14 protein-coding genes are annotated in these 13,331 nt (G+C 66.7%); 13 read left to right on the top strand and 1 reads right to left on the bottom strand.

Going from position 1 to position 13,331, the window contains the following annotated elements; genetic code table 11:
• Nucleotides 1–40: 40 nt before the first annotated feature.
• The 4 genes from ACQ651_RS10625 to ACQ651_RS10610 are packed head-to-tail and all read left to right on the top strand — an operon-like array spanning nt 41 to nt 2,629.
• Nucleotides 41–1,204 (top strand): isovaleryl-CoA dehydrogenase, encoded by a 1,164-nt coding sequence (locus tag ACQ651_RS10625; RefSeq protein ID WP_227284907.1) that lies wholly within the window; start codon nt 41–43, stop codon nt 1,202–1,204.
• A 5-nt stretch (nt 1,205–1,209) separates the two neighbouring features.
• Entirely contained in the window at nt 1,210–1,608 is a 399-nt protein-coding gene (locus tag ACQ651_RS10620) for a DUF1622 domain-containing protein (RefSeq protein ID WP_121896878.1), read from the top strand.
• A gap of 8 nt (nt 1,609–1,616) precedes the next feature.
• The gene (locus tag ACQ651_RS10615) at nt 1,617–1,913 is read left to right on the top strand and encodes a hypothetical protein (protein ID WP_430449240.1); all 297 of its coding nucleotides are present in this window, start codon (nt 1,617–1,619) and stop codon (nt 1,911–1,913) included.
• Complete coding sequence (locus ACQ651_RS10610) at nt 1,910–2,629, top strand: flavodoxin family protein (RefSeq protein WP_286193309.1); 720 nt, start codon at nt 1,910–1,912, stop codon at nt 2,627–2,629. The genes ACQ651_RS10615 and ACQ651_RS10610 overlap by 4 nt, the downstream gene beginning before the upstream one ends.
• Nucleotides 2,630–2,739: 110 nt before the next feature.
• Here ACQ651_RS10610 and ACQ651_RS10605 read toward each other — a convergent pair whose 3' ends face one another.
• Entirely contained in the window at nt 2,740–3,354 is a 615-nt protein-coding gene (locus tag ACQ651_RS10605) for an OmpW/AlkL family protein (RefSeq protein WP_227284905.1), read from the bottom strand.
• 161 nt (nt 3,355–3,515) lie between these two features.
• Between ACQ651_RS10605 and ACQ651_RS10600 the strand changes: the two genes are divergently transcribed.
• The 9 genes from ACQ651_RS10600 to ACQ651_RS10560 all read left to right on the top strand — a co-directional run bounded on the left by ACQ651_RS10600 (nt 3,516) and on the right by ACQ651_RS10560 (nt 13,323).
• A complete protein-coding gene (locus ACQ651_RS10600) occupies nt 3,516–5,120 on the top strand; it encodes a carboxyl transferase domain-containing protein (protein WP_430449239.1) in 1,605 nt (534 codons plus the stop codon).
• A gap of 64 nt (nt 5,121–5,184) precedes the next feature.
• A complete protein-coding gene (locus tag ACQ651_RS10595) occupies nt 5,185–5,607 on the top strand; it encodes an ASCH domain-containing protein (protein WP_430449238.1) in 423 nt (140 codons plus the stop codon).
• Nucleotides 5,600–7,546 carry a biotin carboxylase N-terminal domain-containing protein gene (locus ACQ651_RS10590; RefSeq protein WP_430449237.1) on the top strand — a complete coding sequence of 649 codons (1,947 nt, stop codon included), beginning with the start codon at nt 5,600–5,602 and terminating at the stop codon, nt 7,544–7,546. The genes ACQ651_RS10595 and ACQ651_RS10590 overlap by 8 nt, the downstream gene beginning before the upstream one ends.
• Nucleotides 7,543–8,202 (top strand): glutathione S-transferase family protein, encoded by a 660-nt coding sequence (locus ACQ651_RS10585; protein ID WP_430449236.1) that lies wholly within the window; start codon nt 7,543–7,545, stop codon nt 8,200–8,202. Before ACQ651_RS10590 ends, ACQ651_RS10585 begins: the two co-directional genes overlap by 4 nt.
• The gene (locus ACQ651_RS10580; RefSeq protein ID WP_227284900.1) at nt 8,199–8,873 is read left to right on the top strand and encodes a glutathione S-transferase family protein; all 675 of its coding nucleotides are present in this window, start codon (nt 8,199–8,201) and stop codon (nt 8,871–8,873) included. The genes ACQ651_RS10585 and ACQ651_RS10580 overlap by 4 nt, the downstream gene beginning before the upstream one ends.
• Before the next feature lie 73 nt (nt 8,874–8,946).
• Nucleotides 8,947–9,807, top strand: coding sequence for a hydroxymethylglutaryl-CoA lyase (locus ACQ651_RS10575; RefSeq protein ID WP_430449235.1), 861 nt, complete (start codon nt 8,947–8,949; stop codon nt 9,805–9,807).
• Nucleotides 9,804–10,586, top strand: coding sequence for a crotonase/enoyl-CoA hydratase family protein (locus ACQ651_RS10570; RefSeq protein ID WP_430449234.1), 783 nt, complete (start codon nt 9,804–9,806; stop codon nt 10,584–10,586). The genes ACQ651_RS10575 and ACQ651_RS10570 overlap by 4 nt, the downstream gene beginning before the upstream one ends.
• Before the next feature lie 102 nt (nt 10,587–10,688).
• The gene (locus tag ACQ651_RS10565; protein ID WP_430449233.1) at nt 10,689–11,666 is read left to right on the top strand and encodes an NADPH:quinone reductase; all 978 of its coding nucleotides are present in this window, start codon (nt 10,689–10,691) and stop codon (nt 11,664–11,666) included.
• Between the two features lie 79 nt (nt 11,667–11,745).
• Complete coding sequence (locus ACQ651_RS10560) at nt 11,746–13,323, top strand: AMP-binding protein (protein ID WP_375551831.1); 1,578 nt, start codon at nt 11,746–11,748, stop codon at nt 13,321–13,323.
• The last annotated feature ends 8 nt before the right edge of the window (nt 13,324–13,331 follow it).

Here is a 13,331-nt window from a genome sequence, read left to right as displayed (position 1 = left end):
AATAACTGAACAAGCGTTCAATTAGGCGGAGGGACGGCCCATGTTCATGGCTTCAATGACATTCGATCTGGGCGAGGATGTGAATGCGTTGCGCGATATGGTGCATCGCTGGGCCCAGGAACGGATCAGGCCGATTGCGGCCGATATCGACGCCTCGAACGAATTTCCGGCGGATCTCTGGCAGGAGATGGGGGAGCTGGGCCTGCTCGGCATCACGGTGGAAGAGGAGTTCGGCGGCGCGGGCATGGGCTATCTCGCCCATGTGATCGCGGTGGAGGAGATTGCGCGCGCTTCGGCCTCGGTATCGCTGTCCTACGGGGCGCATTCGAACCTTTGCGTGAACCAGATCAATCTGAACGGCACGCCCGCGCAGAAGGCGAAGTATCTGCCCGGTCTGGTCAGCGGCCAGCATGTGGGCGCTCTGGCGATGTCGGAGGCAGGGGCCGGATCGGACGTGGTGGGCATGAAGCTGCGCGCCGAGAAGCGGAACGACCGCTACATCCTGAACGGCACGAAGTACTGGATCACCAACGGACCCGACGCGGATACGCTCGTGGTCTATGCCAAGACCGACCCGGAGGCGGGTAGCAAGGGCATCACCGCCTTTCTTATAGAAAAAGATATGACGGGGTTCAGCACCTCGCCGCATTTCGACAAGCTTGGCATGCGCGGCTCGAACACGGCGGAGTTGGTCTTCGAGGATGTGGAAGTGCCGTTCGACAACGTGCTGGGCGAGGAAGGCAAGGGCGTGCGCGTTCTGATGTCGGGGCTCGATTACGAGCGCGTGGTGCTGAGCGGTATCGGCACCGGGATCATGGCGGCCTGTCTGGACGAGATCATGCCCTATATGGCGGAGCGCAAGCAGTTCGGCCAGAGCATCGGGAATTTCCAGCTGATGCAGGGCAAGATCGCCGATATGTACACCAAGATGAACTCCGCGCGCGCCTATGTCTACGAGGTCGCCAAGGCCTGCGACCGGGGTGAGGTGACGCGGCAGGATGCGGCGGCCTGCGTGCTCTATGCGTCCGAAGAGGCGATGGTCGTGGCCCATCAGGCGGTGCAGGCGATGGGCGGCGCGGGCTTCATGAATGACAGCGCCGTCAGCCGGATCTTCCGCGATGCCAAGCTGATGGAGATCGGCGCGGGCACAAGCGAGATCCGCCGGATGCTGGTGGGCCGCGAGATGATGGCGGCAATGGCCTGAACGGGATGGAAGACCTGGCCGATCTCAGCGTGACCGAAGGAGTCCTTCACGGCGACCTGGCGGGCGTGGCCATGGTGCTGGAATGGATCGCGGCGCTGATCAGCATCCTGGCGATCGCGGTGATGTTGATCGGGGCGGCACGGTTTCTCTACGGCTTCGTCATCGGCGAGGCCAAGATCGCCAAGACCGACCGCGCGCGGATCCTCAACGAGGAGCGGGTCGAGCTTGGCCGCTACATCCTTGCTGGGCTGGAACTGTTCATCGTGGCCGATATCATCCACACCGCGCTGAGCTTTGCCTTGGGCGATCTGGTCTTTCTCGGGCTTCTGGTGCTGATCAGGTCCGCCATCAGCTTCTTTCTGGATCGCGAGATCGAAGGCATCCGCCGGGATCCCGAACGATGAGCCCGGGCATGAAGATCAGCCTCGCCGCGCTTCTGGCCTGCGCCTGTCTTCTGGGTCTGGTCTGGGGCCAGCGCGCCATCCCGCCCGACGAGACCGAGATCATCGCCGGTGTCGCCGCGCAATATGTGGCCGAGACCGGCGGGGCGCCGACCGACTGCTTCGCGCGGCCCTCGGCGCTGGAGGGTGTGCGGATGGTGGTGATCTGCGAGAATGACCGGGATGCGCCCTGGGCGCGCGCCGTAGACACCTATGGTGCGACGGTGGATATCGGGCCGGATCTTCTGGCGGAGGAGCTGCGGACATGAGCGATTTCGATGGCCTGAAGGCCTTGTTTTTCAACACATCCCTGAAACTGAAGCCCGATGAGAGCCACACGCAGCTTCTGATGAACGCCTCTGCCGCGATCATGGAAAAGCAGGGTGTGACGGTGGAACATGTGCATATCGCGACCTCGGATGTGAAGCCCGGTGTCTACCCGGACATGACCGAACACGGCTATGACACCGATGGTTGGCCCGCGATCTGGGAGAAGGTGCAGGCGGCCGATATTCTGGTCATCGGCACGCCGCTCTGGCTGGGCGAGGAAAGCAGCTTGTGCAGGATCCTGCTCGAGCGGCTTTACGGCATGTCGGGGATGCTGAACGACAAGGGGCAGAGCGTCTATTACGGCAAGGTGGGCGGCTGCGTGATCACCGGCAACGAGGACGGGATCAAACATGCCGCGATGACGATCGGTTATGCGCTGAGCCATCTGGGCGTGACGATCCCGCCGCAGGCCGATTGCGGCTGGATCGGCGAGGCCGGGCCGGGCGCGTCCTACGGCGACGATGACGGGGCGGGCGGACAGGTGGGGTTCGACAATGAGTTCACCAAGCGCAACACGACGATCATGACCTGGAACCTGATGCATCTGGCCAGGCTGCTGAAGGAGGCGGGCGGCCTGCCGAACGAGGGCAACGACCGCCGCGCGTGGAAGGCGGGATGCCGGTTCGACTATGAAAACCCGGAGTATCGGGCGTGACGGATACCGGGCCTACCTATCGGCAGATCGCTGGCGCTCAGCGCATAGGTCGGCGTGGCCAGAGTATCCTGCCTGCCCGCGCTGCTGCGCAGGCAGGCTGCGTGTTGCGCTCAGAAGCGCAGCACGTAGGAGATGCCATAGACCATCGGATCGATCTCGGCAGTGCCGATATAGGCGCCGTCCAGATGGACGTCGGCGTCGATATCCATCCAACGGACATTGAAGCGGATCGCGGAGCGGTCGGAAACCGCGTAGTCGATACCGGCTTGAAGGGCGAGCCCGAAACTGTTGTCGATATCCAGCACTTGACCGGCGAGTGCGCCCATCGCATCGACATCCAAAAACGCGGTATAGTTCACACCAGCACCGACAAAGGGTGTGATCGCGCTGTCATTGGCGAAGTGATAGTTCAGCGAGACGGTGGGGGGCAGGTGTGTGGCCGTGCCGACATCCCCCAGCCCGGCAAGAGAAATCGTGTGCTCGAATGGCGTGGCCGCCAGAAGCTCGATGCCGAGATTGTCGCGTATGAAATACTCCACCGTGATGGTCGGGCGAATATCATTGTCGATAGTCGAGGCTTCGCCGGCAAGGACGCCGGTGCTGGATTGGGGATTGACCGATCCGATGCCGAAGCCAAGGGTCCAGTCACCCGCCTGCTGCGCGGTCGCGGCGCCTGCCGAGGCAAGCAGAGCAATCATGGCGAGGGACGAAATCGAGGTTCTCATTTTTATGCCTTTCAGGTTGCGCGCTCGTCGGTCTTGCGCCTGCCGCACCGCAGCAACATTGATCTGGGTCAAGCGATGCGACGGTTGCGCTGCGACAAAATGGTTGTGCCTGAAAGTGGTATCGCTAACACATCCCGTTCCAGTCCAAGAGGCAGACAAGAATGAGACTATCGACAACCCTGATGGTGGGCTCGGATGAGGCCAAGGCCAACCGGGCCGCGCATCTGGAAGCCCTGACGCAGGTGCGCGAGGCGGCGGAACTGGCCTCACTTGGTGGCGGCGCGCGGGCGCGGGAGCGACATGTGTCGCGCGGCAAGATGCTGCCGCGGGAGCGGGTGGCGAACCTGCTCGACCCGGGATCGCCGTTTCTTGAGGTGGGCGCGACCGCAGGGCACGGAATGTATGACGGCGCCGCCCCCTGCGGTGGCGCGATTGCCGGTGTCGGGCGGGTCCACGGCCAGGAGGTGATGGTCGTCTGCAACGATGCGACGGTGAAGGGCGGAACCTATTATCCGATCACCGTGAAGAAGCATCTGCGCGCGCAGGAGATCGCGGAGGAATGCCATCTGCCCTGCATCTATCTGGTCGACAGCGGCGGCGCGAACCTGCCCAATCAGGACGAGGTGTTCCCCGATCGCGACCATTTCGGGCGGATCTTCTACAATCAGGCAAGGATGAGCGCCAGGGGCATCCCCCAGATCGCGGTGGTGATGGGCTCCTGCACGGCGGGGGGCGCCTATGTGCCGGCCATGTCCGATGTCACGATCATCGTGAAGGAGCAGGGCACGATCTTTCTGGCCGGGCCGCCGCTGGTGAAGGCGGCGACCGGTGAAATCGTGACCGCGGAAGATCTGGGCGGCGGCGATGTGCACACGCGGCTTTCCGGCGTCGCCGATTATCTGGCCGAGGACGACACCCACGCGCTGGCGCTGGCCCGGCGCGCGGTGGGTTCGCTGAACCGCGCCAGACCGGCGACGGTGCAGTGGCAAACCCCCGAGGACCCGGCCTATGACCCCGAGGAACTGCTCTCGGTCGTGCCCGCCGCGCTGACCACGCCCTATGATATCCGCGAAGTGATCGCGCGCGTGGTGGACGGCTCCCGGTTCGACGAGTTCAAGCCGCGCTTCGGCGAGACGCTGGTCTGCGGTTTTGCCCATCTGATGGGCTGTCCGGTGGGGATCGTGGCCAATAACGGCGTGCTGTTTTCCGAAGCGGCGCAGAAGGCGGCGCATTTCGTGGAGCTGTGCTCGCAGCGGTCCATCCCTCTGGTGTTCCTGCAGAACATCACCGGGTTCATGGTCGGCCGGAAATACGAGAACGAGGGCATCGCGCGGCACGGCGCGAAGATGGTGACCGCGGTGGCCACCACGTCGGTGCCGAAAATCACCATGGTGGTGGGCGGCTCCTTCGGGGCCGGGAATTACGGGATGGCAGGCCGCGCCTACCAGCCGCGCTTCATGTGGTCATGGCCGAACAGTCGCATCTCGGTGATGGGCGGCGCGCAGGCGGCGGGCGTTCTGGCCACTGTGAAACGCGAGGCGATGGAGCGGGCGGGCGAGACATGGTCCGCCGAGGCGGAGGCGGCGTTCAAGCAGCCGACCGTCGACATGTTCGAGCGCCAGTCCCACCCGCTTTATGCATCGGCCCGGCTGTGGGATGACGGCGTGATCGACCCGCGCAAAAGCCGCGAGGTGCTGTTCCTGAGCCTCTCGGCGGCGTTGAATGCCCCGATAGAGGAGACGCGGTTCGGCGTCTTCCGGATGTGACGGGGGCGAGGCGGGTGTCTTGCGGAACTCTCGCGCATGCGGGCCGGGACGAAGGAGGCGCGACATGACACTGGACGAGGCGAAGGCGCTGTATCCGGGGGCGGAAAGCTTCACCTTCGGTGACGGCCCGGAGATGTGCGCGGATCTTCTGGCGCTGGTCCGGTCGGGCCGCAAAACCGCGACCTGCGGGCCGGCACGCGATTTCGGCCCCGGCGGCGAGGCGATGCCGGTCGCGGGCCGGCGGGATATCGCGCTGAACTGGGACGGAACGCCCGCGCTGGTGATCGAGACGGTCGCGGTGACGGAGCGGCGGTTTTGCGACGTGGAGGCGGAGTTCGCCCTGGCCGAAGGTGAGACCGACAGCCTTGAATGCTGGCGCCGCGAGCACCGCAGGTATTTCGAACGCAATGGCGGCTGGTATCCGGAGATGCCGCTGATCTGCGAGCGGTTTCGGATGATCGAGGATTTTGGGGGCGGAGATGTTTAGCAAGATTTTGATCGCGAACCGGGGCGAGATCGCCTGCCGGGTGATCGACACGGCCCGCGCGATGGGCGTGCGCACGGTGGCGGTGTATTCGGACGCGGATGCGCGCGCGCGCCATGTGGCAATGGCGGACGAGGCGGTGCATATCGGCGGGCCCGCGCCCAAGGACAGCTACCTGCGGGGTGAGGCCATCATCGAGGCGGCAAGGGCCACGGGCGCGCAGGCGATCCATCCGGGATATGGCTTCCTGTCCGAAAACCCCGATTTCGTGGAGGCGGTCGAGGCGGCGGGCTTGGTGTTCATCGGGCCATCGGCGGATGCGATCCGGGCGATGGGGCTGAAGGATGCGGCCAAGGCGCTGATGTCCGAGGCGGGGGTGCCCGTGGTGCCGGGATATCACGGCGAAAACCAGGACCCGGAGCATCTGTCCGGTGCGGCGGACGCGATCGGGTATCCGGTGCTGATCAAGGCGGTGGCCGGCGGCGGCGGCAAGGGAATGCGCAAGGTCGATGCGCCGTCGGGCTTCATGGAGGCGCTGGAAAGCGCCAAGGGAGAGGCGGCCACGGCCTTTGGAAATGATGCGGTCCTGATCGAGAAATTCGTGGAGAAACCGCGCCATATCGAGGTTCAGGTCTTTGGCGACGGGGCCCGTGCGGTGCACCTGTTCGAACGGGATTGCTCGCTGCAACGGCGCCATCAGAAGGTGATCGAGGAAGCGCCCGCCCCCGGCATGACCGAGGAGATGCGCAACGAGATGGGCATGGCCGCAGTGCGCGCCGCCGAGGCGATTGGCTATGCGGGCGCGGGCACGGTGGAGTTCATCGTCGACGGGTCCGACGGGCTGAGACCCGACCGGTTCTGGTTCATGGAGATGAACACGCGCCTGCAGGTGGAGCACCCGGTGACCGAGGCGATTACCGGCGTCGATCTGGTGGAATGGCAGCTTCGTGTGGCGGCGGGCGAGGGCCTGCCGATGGCGCAGCAGGATCTGGCGATCGACGGCCATGCGTTCGAGGCGCGGCTTTATGCCGAGGATGTGCCGAAAGGCTTCCTCCCCGCCACCGGGACGCTGGCGCATCTGGTGTTTCCGGCGACTGCGCGGGCCGATACCGGCGTCAGGCCGGGCGACACGATCAGCCCGTGGTACGACCCGATGATCGCCAAACTGATCGTGCACGGGCCCACCCGCGCGGTTGCGCTGGCCCGGCTGGAACAGGCGCTGGCCGGGACGCAGGTGGCCGGCTCGGTCACCAATCTGGCGTTTCTGCGCAAGCTGGCGCGGCATCCGGGGTTTGGCGCGGGCGATGTGGATACCGGCTTGATCGGGCGCGATCTGGAGACGCTGGCCGCCGAGCCGGTGGCCTGCACCCGGTCCCGGTCGCTGGCCGCGCTTGGCGCGCTGGGGTTGCATGACACGACCGATCCGCTGGCGGGATTTGCGCTTTGGACGCCGCTGGAACAGGCGGTGCGGCTGGAGTATCGCGGCGAGAGCCTCGATCTGGTGGTGGAGACGCTGGCGCCCGGCCGTTTCCGGGTCCGCGGCGAGGCGGAGCATGAACTGGAGCGCGACGGCGACGGCTGGCGGATCGACGGCGCCGTGGTGCCGGCGCAGGTTGTCCGCCACGATGCGGGCGTGTCCGTTTTCTGGGGCAACGCCTACGGGTTCGAACCGGTCGATCCGCTGGATGTGGTGGCCGAAGGCGGCGCGGCGGCGGGCCGGATCGAGGCGCCGATGCCGGGGCTGGTGAAAACGGTGTTCGTGGCCGTTGGGCAGGCGGTCGCGAAAGGCGACAGGCTGGCGGTGCTGGAAGCGATGAAGATGGAACACACCCTGAGCGCCGGGCGGGACGGGGTCGTGGCCGAAGTCATGGTGAAGGCGGGCGCGCAGGTGGAAGCCGGTGCCGCGCTGATCGTGCTGGAAGAAGCGGAGGAGGCCGCGTGACGGGGCTGACGCTGATCGGGTTTCAGGACAGCGTCTATACCCGCGCGGTACGCCTTGCCCTGTCCGAAAAGGCGCTGGCCTACGCGTATGACGAGGTGAACCCGTTCACCGAAGACGGGCAGGCCAGGCTGGCGGGGGATCATCCCTTTGGCCGGGTGCCGGTGCTGCGTCACGAGGCCTTCGATCTTTACGAGACACAGGCGATCCTGGGCTATCTCGACGATGCGTTCGACGCGCCGCAGCTTTTTCCGGAGGATGCCAGGGCGCGGGCCCGGGTGCGCCAGGTGATGGGGATCACCGACAGTTACCTCTATCAGCCGCTGGTCCGGCAGGTGTTTTCGCATGGGGTCTACCGGGCGCATATGGGTCTTGCGGCCGAGGCGGCGGTGTTGCGTCAGGGGCTTGCGGCTTCGGGTCAGGTGCTGGACGCGCTGGAAGGGATCGCCGCCGCCGGGCTGGTTCTGACCGGGCGCGATGTGAGCCGCGCCGATTGCCTGCTGGCGCCGATGATCGATTACTTTGCGCTGGTGCCCGAGGGCCGGGCGATGCTGGAGGCGCGGCCCGCGCTGAACCGCTGGTTCGCCGGGATATCCGCGCGCGCGGCCTTCGCCGAGACCCGGCCCGGATTTGTCGCGGTGCTGGAGGGTGGGCGATGATCCGGCTTCATCATGTGCCGCAAAGCCGGTCGATGCGGACGCTTTGGCTGCTGCATGAGCTGGGCGTGGCGTTCGAGGTGGTGGAATGGCCCTTCGACAAGACCTTGCGCAGCGCGGAGTTTCTGGCGCTCAACCCCGCGGGGCGTGTGCCCGCGCTGGAGCTTGACGGGGTCAGGCTGTGGGAAACCGGGGCGATCACGGAAATTCTGTGCGAGCGGTTTCCCGAGGCGGGGATGGGCCGCGCGCCCGGCCATGCGGAGCGGGCCGACTGGCTGATCTGGGTGCATTTTTCCGAGACGATCAGCCAGCACGTGGCGGCGCTGACGCAACAGCATGAGGCGCTTTACGAGGATCACATGCGCTCCCCCGTCGTGATGAAGATCGAGGCCAGGCGGATCGAGAAATGCTATCAGGCCATCGAGGAGCGTCTGGCGGGCCGCGCCTATCTGCTGGATGGTGGATTTTCGGCGGCCGATATCAGCGTGGGGCAGGCGGTTTACATGGCGCGCCACTTTGCACGGCTGGAGCCTTTCGCGGCGGCGGCGGCGTGGTATGACCGGATTACGGCGAGGCCCGGGTTCAAGGCGTCCCTGCCTGCGGGGCGCGGGCTTTACACGCGCGACTATTACGAGGCCTGGAGCGGGGAGGACGCGGCCGGGAAGGCAAACTGACAGGTGACGCGCGGGTGGCGGAGATACGCCCCGGACGCGACGATATCGGGAACCATGAGAAGGAGGGCGGGGTGTGAGCGAATATGTCGAGATCTTCGAGGTCGGGCCGCGGGACGGTTTGCAGAACGAGGCGGGCGAGATCCCGGTGGCCGACAAGATCGCACTGGTCGACCGGCTGAGCGAGGCCGGGTTCCGGCGGATCGAGGTGGCAAGCTTCGTATCGCCCAAATGGGTGCCGCAGATGGCCGACAGCGCCGAGGTTCTGGCGGGCATCGCGCGGGCCGACGGGATCCGCTACGCGGCGCTGACCCCGAACATGCGCGGCTACGAGGCGGCGCTGGCGGCGGGCGCCGATGAGATCGCGATTTTCGGATCCGCCTCCGAGGGGTTTTCCAAGGCCAATATCAACGCCACCATCGACGAAAGCCTTGAGCGGTTCCGGCCCGTGTTGGAGGCCGCGCGGCATATCGATCTGCCGGTCAGGGGTTATGTAAGCTGCGTGACGGACTGCCCCTATGACGGGCCGGTCGATCCGGGGCAGGTGGCCCGCGTGGCCGACCGGCTATTCGCCATGGGCTGTTACGAGATCTCTCTCGGGGACACACTTGGCCACGGAACGCCCGACAGCATCGCGCGGATGCTTCTGGCGGTGCGTAACGTGGTGCCCGCGGGCCGTCTGGCAGGGCATTACCATGACACGCGCGGGCGCGCGCTGGACAATATCGACGCCTCCCTGAGCCTTGGCCTGCGGGTCTTCGATGCGGCGGTGGGGGGGCTGGGCGGCTGCCCCTATGCGCCGGGTGCGGCGGGAAATGTGGCGACCGAAGCGGTGGCGCGCCATCTGGCCGATCTGGGCTATGAGACCGGGCTGGACGCCGAGGTGCTGGCGCAGGCGGCCGGGATGGCGCGGGCGATGCGCCGGGAGGTCGCGTGATGGAAACGATCGAGGTTGCTGTGGATGCGCGCGGGGTCGCGACGATCACCCTGAACCGCCCCGAGAAGCACAACGCGCTGGACGCGCGGATGATCGCCGAACTGACCGAGGCCGCGGGCCGGCTGGGGCGCGACCCGGCGGTGCGGGTGGTGGTTCTGACCGGGGCGGGCGCCAGTTTCTGCGCCGGGGGCGATCTGGGCTGGATGAAGGCGCAGATGGACGCGGACGGCGCCACGCGGGGCCGCGAGGCGCGCAAGCTTGCCGATATGCTGGGCGCGCTGGACCGGATGGCGAAACCGCTGATCGGGCGGGTGCAGGGCCAGGCCTTCGGCGGCGGTGTCGGAATGATGTCGGTCTGCGATGTGGCGGTGGGCGTGGAGACCGCCAAATTCGGGCTGACCGAGGTGCGGCTTGGTCTGATCCCCGCGACCATCGGGCCCTATGTGGTGGCGCGGATCGGGGCCGCCAAGGCGCGGCGGGTGTTTTTCTCGGGCCGTATCTTCGGGGCGCAGGACGCGGTGGAGCTGGACCTTCTGGCCCGCGCCGTGCCCGAGGCGGAGCTTGACGCGGCGGTGGAGCGGGAAGTTCTGCCCTATCTGTCCGCGGCCCCCGGCGCGGTGGCCGAAGGCAAGGCGCTGGTGGCGCGTCTGGCCCCGAGCGTGAGCGAGGCGGCGGTTGCGATGACGGTGGACGCGCTTGTGGCGCGGTGGGAAAGTGCGGAAAGCGCCGAAGGGATCGGCGCCTTTTTCGAGAAGCGGAAGCCCGGCTGGGTGGAGTAGGCATAGGCGCCGGTGGGGGCGGGCGGACCCGTCCGGCGGCCCTGTCCGGATAGTGACGACAGCGCGGGTCGCCCGCGTGTCGGAGACAGGAAAGGCGATAGTATGCGGGCAGTCTGGTATGAAACGTTCGGCGCGGCGGACGATGTGCTACAGGTCGGCACATTGCCCGATCCCGACCCGGGCGCGGGCGAGGTTCTGGTCCGTCTCGGCGCCTCGGGCGTCAATCCGTCGGATGTGAAGCTGCGCGCGGGCGCACGGCCCGGCGCGACGATGGCCTTTCCGAGGATCGTGCCGCATTCCGATGGCGCCGGTGTGATCGAGGCGGTGGGCGATGGCGTGGACGCCGCCCGGGTGGGGGAGCGCGTCTGGGTCTGGAATGCCGGCTGGCAGCGCGCTTTCGGCACGGCGGCGGAATATGTCGCGCTGCCGGGCGAACAGGCGGTGCATCTGCCCGACGGGACCTCGCTGGCCGAGGGCGCGTGTTTCGGCATCCCCGCGATGACCGCGTGGATGGCCGTGCTGGGCGACGGGCCGGTGGCCGGGCAGACGGTTCTGGTGACCGGCGGCGCGGGCAGCGTGGGACGCTACGCCTGCCAGATGGCCGCGCTGGCCGGTGCGCGGGTGATCACCACGGTCTCTTCGGAAGAGAAAGGCGCGCATTCGACGGCGGAGACCTGGATCAACTATCGCGACACGGATGTGGCCGGCGCGGTGATGGATCTGACCGATGGCGCGGGCGTGGACCGGGTGGTGGAGGTGGATTTCGCCGCCAATCAGGCGACGGCGCTGGCGCTGGTCAAGCCCGGCGGTGTGATTGCCGCCTATGCCTCGGCCAGCGAGATGGTGCCGCGGCTGGAGTTCTACCCGTTCATGTTCAAGAACGTGCGGCTGCACATGCTGATCTGCTACCAGATGGCGCTTGCGGAGCATCGACGGGGGGAGGCGCAGCTGGCCGCGTGGCTGGAGGCCGGTGTGCTGAGCCATGCGGTCGTGCCTGCCGGGTCGCTGGCCGAATGTGCGGCGGCGCACCGGATGGTCGAGGCGGGCGAGAAGCTGGGCATCGTCGTGATCGGGACCTGATCGCGGCTTCCGTTTTCGCGCGCCTGTGCTAGCCTTGCCCGATCGGCCCCGCCAAAGAGGGCCGGACAGGGAGGATCCAATGACCGTTTTTCCGAGCCTCTATCCGGAGGTAGCGCTGAGTGACATGTCGATCACCGAGCGCTTGTTTCAGGGGCTGGAGGGCCGCCCCGACGACGTGGCGATCATCGACGGTCCGACCGGGCGGGCATTGACCTCGGCGGCGCTGGTGGATCGGATCAGGGCCCTTGCCGGCGGGCTTGTGGAGCGCGGCTTTGCGCCGGGCCGGACGATTGCGATCCTCGCGCCGAACTGCCCGGAATATGCGGTGGTGTTTCACGGCGTGGCCTTTGCGGGCGGCACGATCACCACGCTGAACCCCACCTATACCGCCCCCGAGATCCAGCACCAGTTGCGCGATGCCGGCGCGGTGATGCTTGTGACCATTCCGGCGCTGGCCGATCTGGCCCGGGCGGGCATGAAGGGCACGCCCGTTACCGATCTGGTGGTGATCGGCGGCGGCGCGGAGGGCGCGCTTTCGCTTGACGATCTGATGGGCCCGCCCCAGGCGGCGCAGGCGCCCGTGGATCTGGATCGCTTCGCAGTGGTCCTGCCCTATTCAAGCGGCACCACCGGACGGCCCAAGGGCGTGATGCTGAGCCATCGCAACATCGTGACCAATGTGAACCAGCTGGCCGTACCCACGGGCATCGAGCGCGGCGAAACGGTTATCGCCTTTCTGCCGTTCTTCCATATCTACGGCATGACCGTTCTGATGAACCTCGTCCTGGGGCAGGAGGGGCGGCTGGTGACGATGCCGAGATTTGATCTCGAACAGTTCCTGCACCTGATCCAGACCCATGGGGTAAGCCGGCTTTACATCGTGCCGCCGGTGGCGCTGGCGCTGGCCAAGCACCCGCTGGTTGCGCAATACGACATGTCCTCGGTCCGGTTCATCTTTTCCGGCGCCGCTCCGCTGAGCGCCGAGGTGGAGATCGCCGTGGGCGAGCGGTTGGGCGCGGAATCGATCCAGGGCTACGGCATGACCGAGATGAGCCCGGTGAGCCACTCCACCTATCGCGGCAAGCCCCGGCACGGCTCCTCCGGCCAGGCGGTGCCCAACACCGAATGCCGCATCGTGGAGCCGGAAACGGGCCGCGATCTGGGCCCGGATGAGGAAGGGGAGCTGTGGGTGCGGGGGCCGCAGGTGATGATGGGCTATCTGAACAACGCCGAGGCGACCGCGGCGACCCTGACCAACGATGGCTGGCTGAAAACCGGCGATCTGGCGGTGATCGACGGGGATGGGTACATGTTCATTCGCGACCGGCTGAAGGAATTGATCAAATACAAGGGATTCGCGGTGGCCCCGGCCGAGGTGGAGGCCGCATTGATCGCCCATGAGAAGATCATCGACGCCGCCGTGGTGGGCAAACCCGATGATGAAGCCGGAGAGCTGCCGGTTGCCTTCGTGGTCGCCGCGCCGGACGCGGAGCTGGACGGAGCGGCGGTGATGGCGCATCTGGAAGGCTGTCTGGCCCATTACAAGCAGCCCGCAGAGGTCCGCTTCGTGGACAGCGTGCCGAAATCCGCCTCGGGGAAGATCCTGCGGCGGTTCTTGCGGGACGAGTTGCGCGCGGAGGGCGCCGAACGCCCTTGAGCCGCCCC

The sequence above is a fragment of the Rhodophyticola sp. genome, assembly GCF_965284195.1.
Taxonomy (GTDB): Bacteria; Pseudomonadota; Alphaproteobacteria; order Rhodobacterales; family Rhodobacteraceae; genus Rhodophyticola.
This window is presented reverse-complemented; position numbering and strand designations above follow the sequence as displayed.

Coding starts and splice junctions, on each gene's coding strand:
- ACQ651_RS10625 (WP_227284907.1), top strand. CDS start 41: ATGTTCATGGCTTCAATGACATTCGATCTGGGCGAGGATGTGAATGCG.
- ACQ651_RS10600 (WP_430449239.1), top strand. CDS start 3,516: ATGAGACTATCGACAACCCTGATGGTGGGCTCGGATGAGGCCAAGGCC.
- ACQ651_RS10560 (WP_375551831.1), top strand. CDS start 11,746: ATGACCGTTTTTCCGAGCCTCTATCCGGAGGTAGCGCTGAGTGACATG.
- ACQ651_RS10565 (WP_430449233.1), top strand. CDS start 10,689: ATGCGGGCAGTCTGGTATGAAACGTTCGGCGCGGCGGACGATGTGCTA.
- ACQ651_RS10615 (WP_430449240.1), top strand. CDS start 1,617: ATGAAGATCAGCCTCGCCGCGCTTCTGGCCTGCGCCTGTCTTCTGGGT.
- ACQ651_RS10610 (WP_286193309.1), top strand. CDS start 1,910: ATGAGCGATTTCGATGGCCTGAAGGCCTTGTTTTTCAACACATCCCTG.
- ACQ651_RS10595 (WP_430449238.1), top strand. CDS start 5,185: ATGACACTGGACGAGGCGAAGGCGCTGTATCCGGGGGCGGAAAGCTTC.
- ACQ651_RS10590 (WP_430449237.1), top strand. CDS start 5,600: ATGTTTAGCAAGATTTTGATCGCGAACCGGGGCGAGATCGCCTGCCGG.
- ACQ651_RS10605 (WP_227284905.1), bottom strand. CDS start 3,354: ATGAGAACCTCGATTTCGTCCCTCGCCATGATTGCTCTGCTTGCCTCG.
- ACQ651_RS10580 (WP_227284900.1), top strand. CDS start 8,199: ATGATCCGGCTTCATCATGTGCCGCAAAGCCGGTCGATGCGGACGCTT.
- ACQ651_RS10620 (WP_121896878.1), top strand. CDS start 1,210: ATGGAAGACCTGGCCGATCTCAGCGTGACCGAAGGAGTCCTTCACGGC.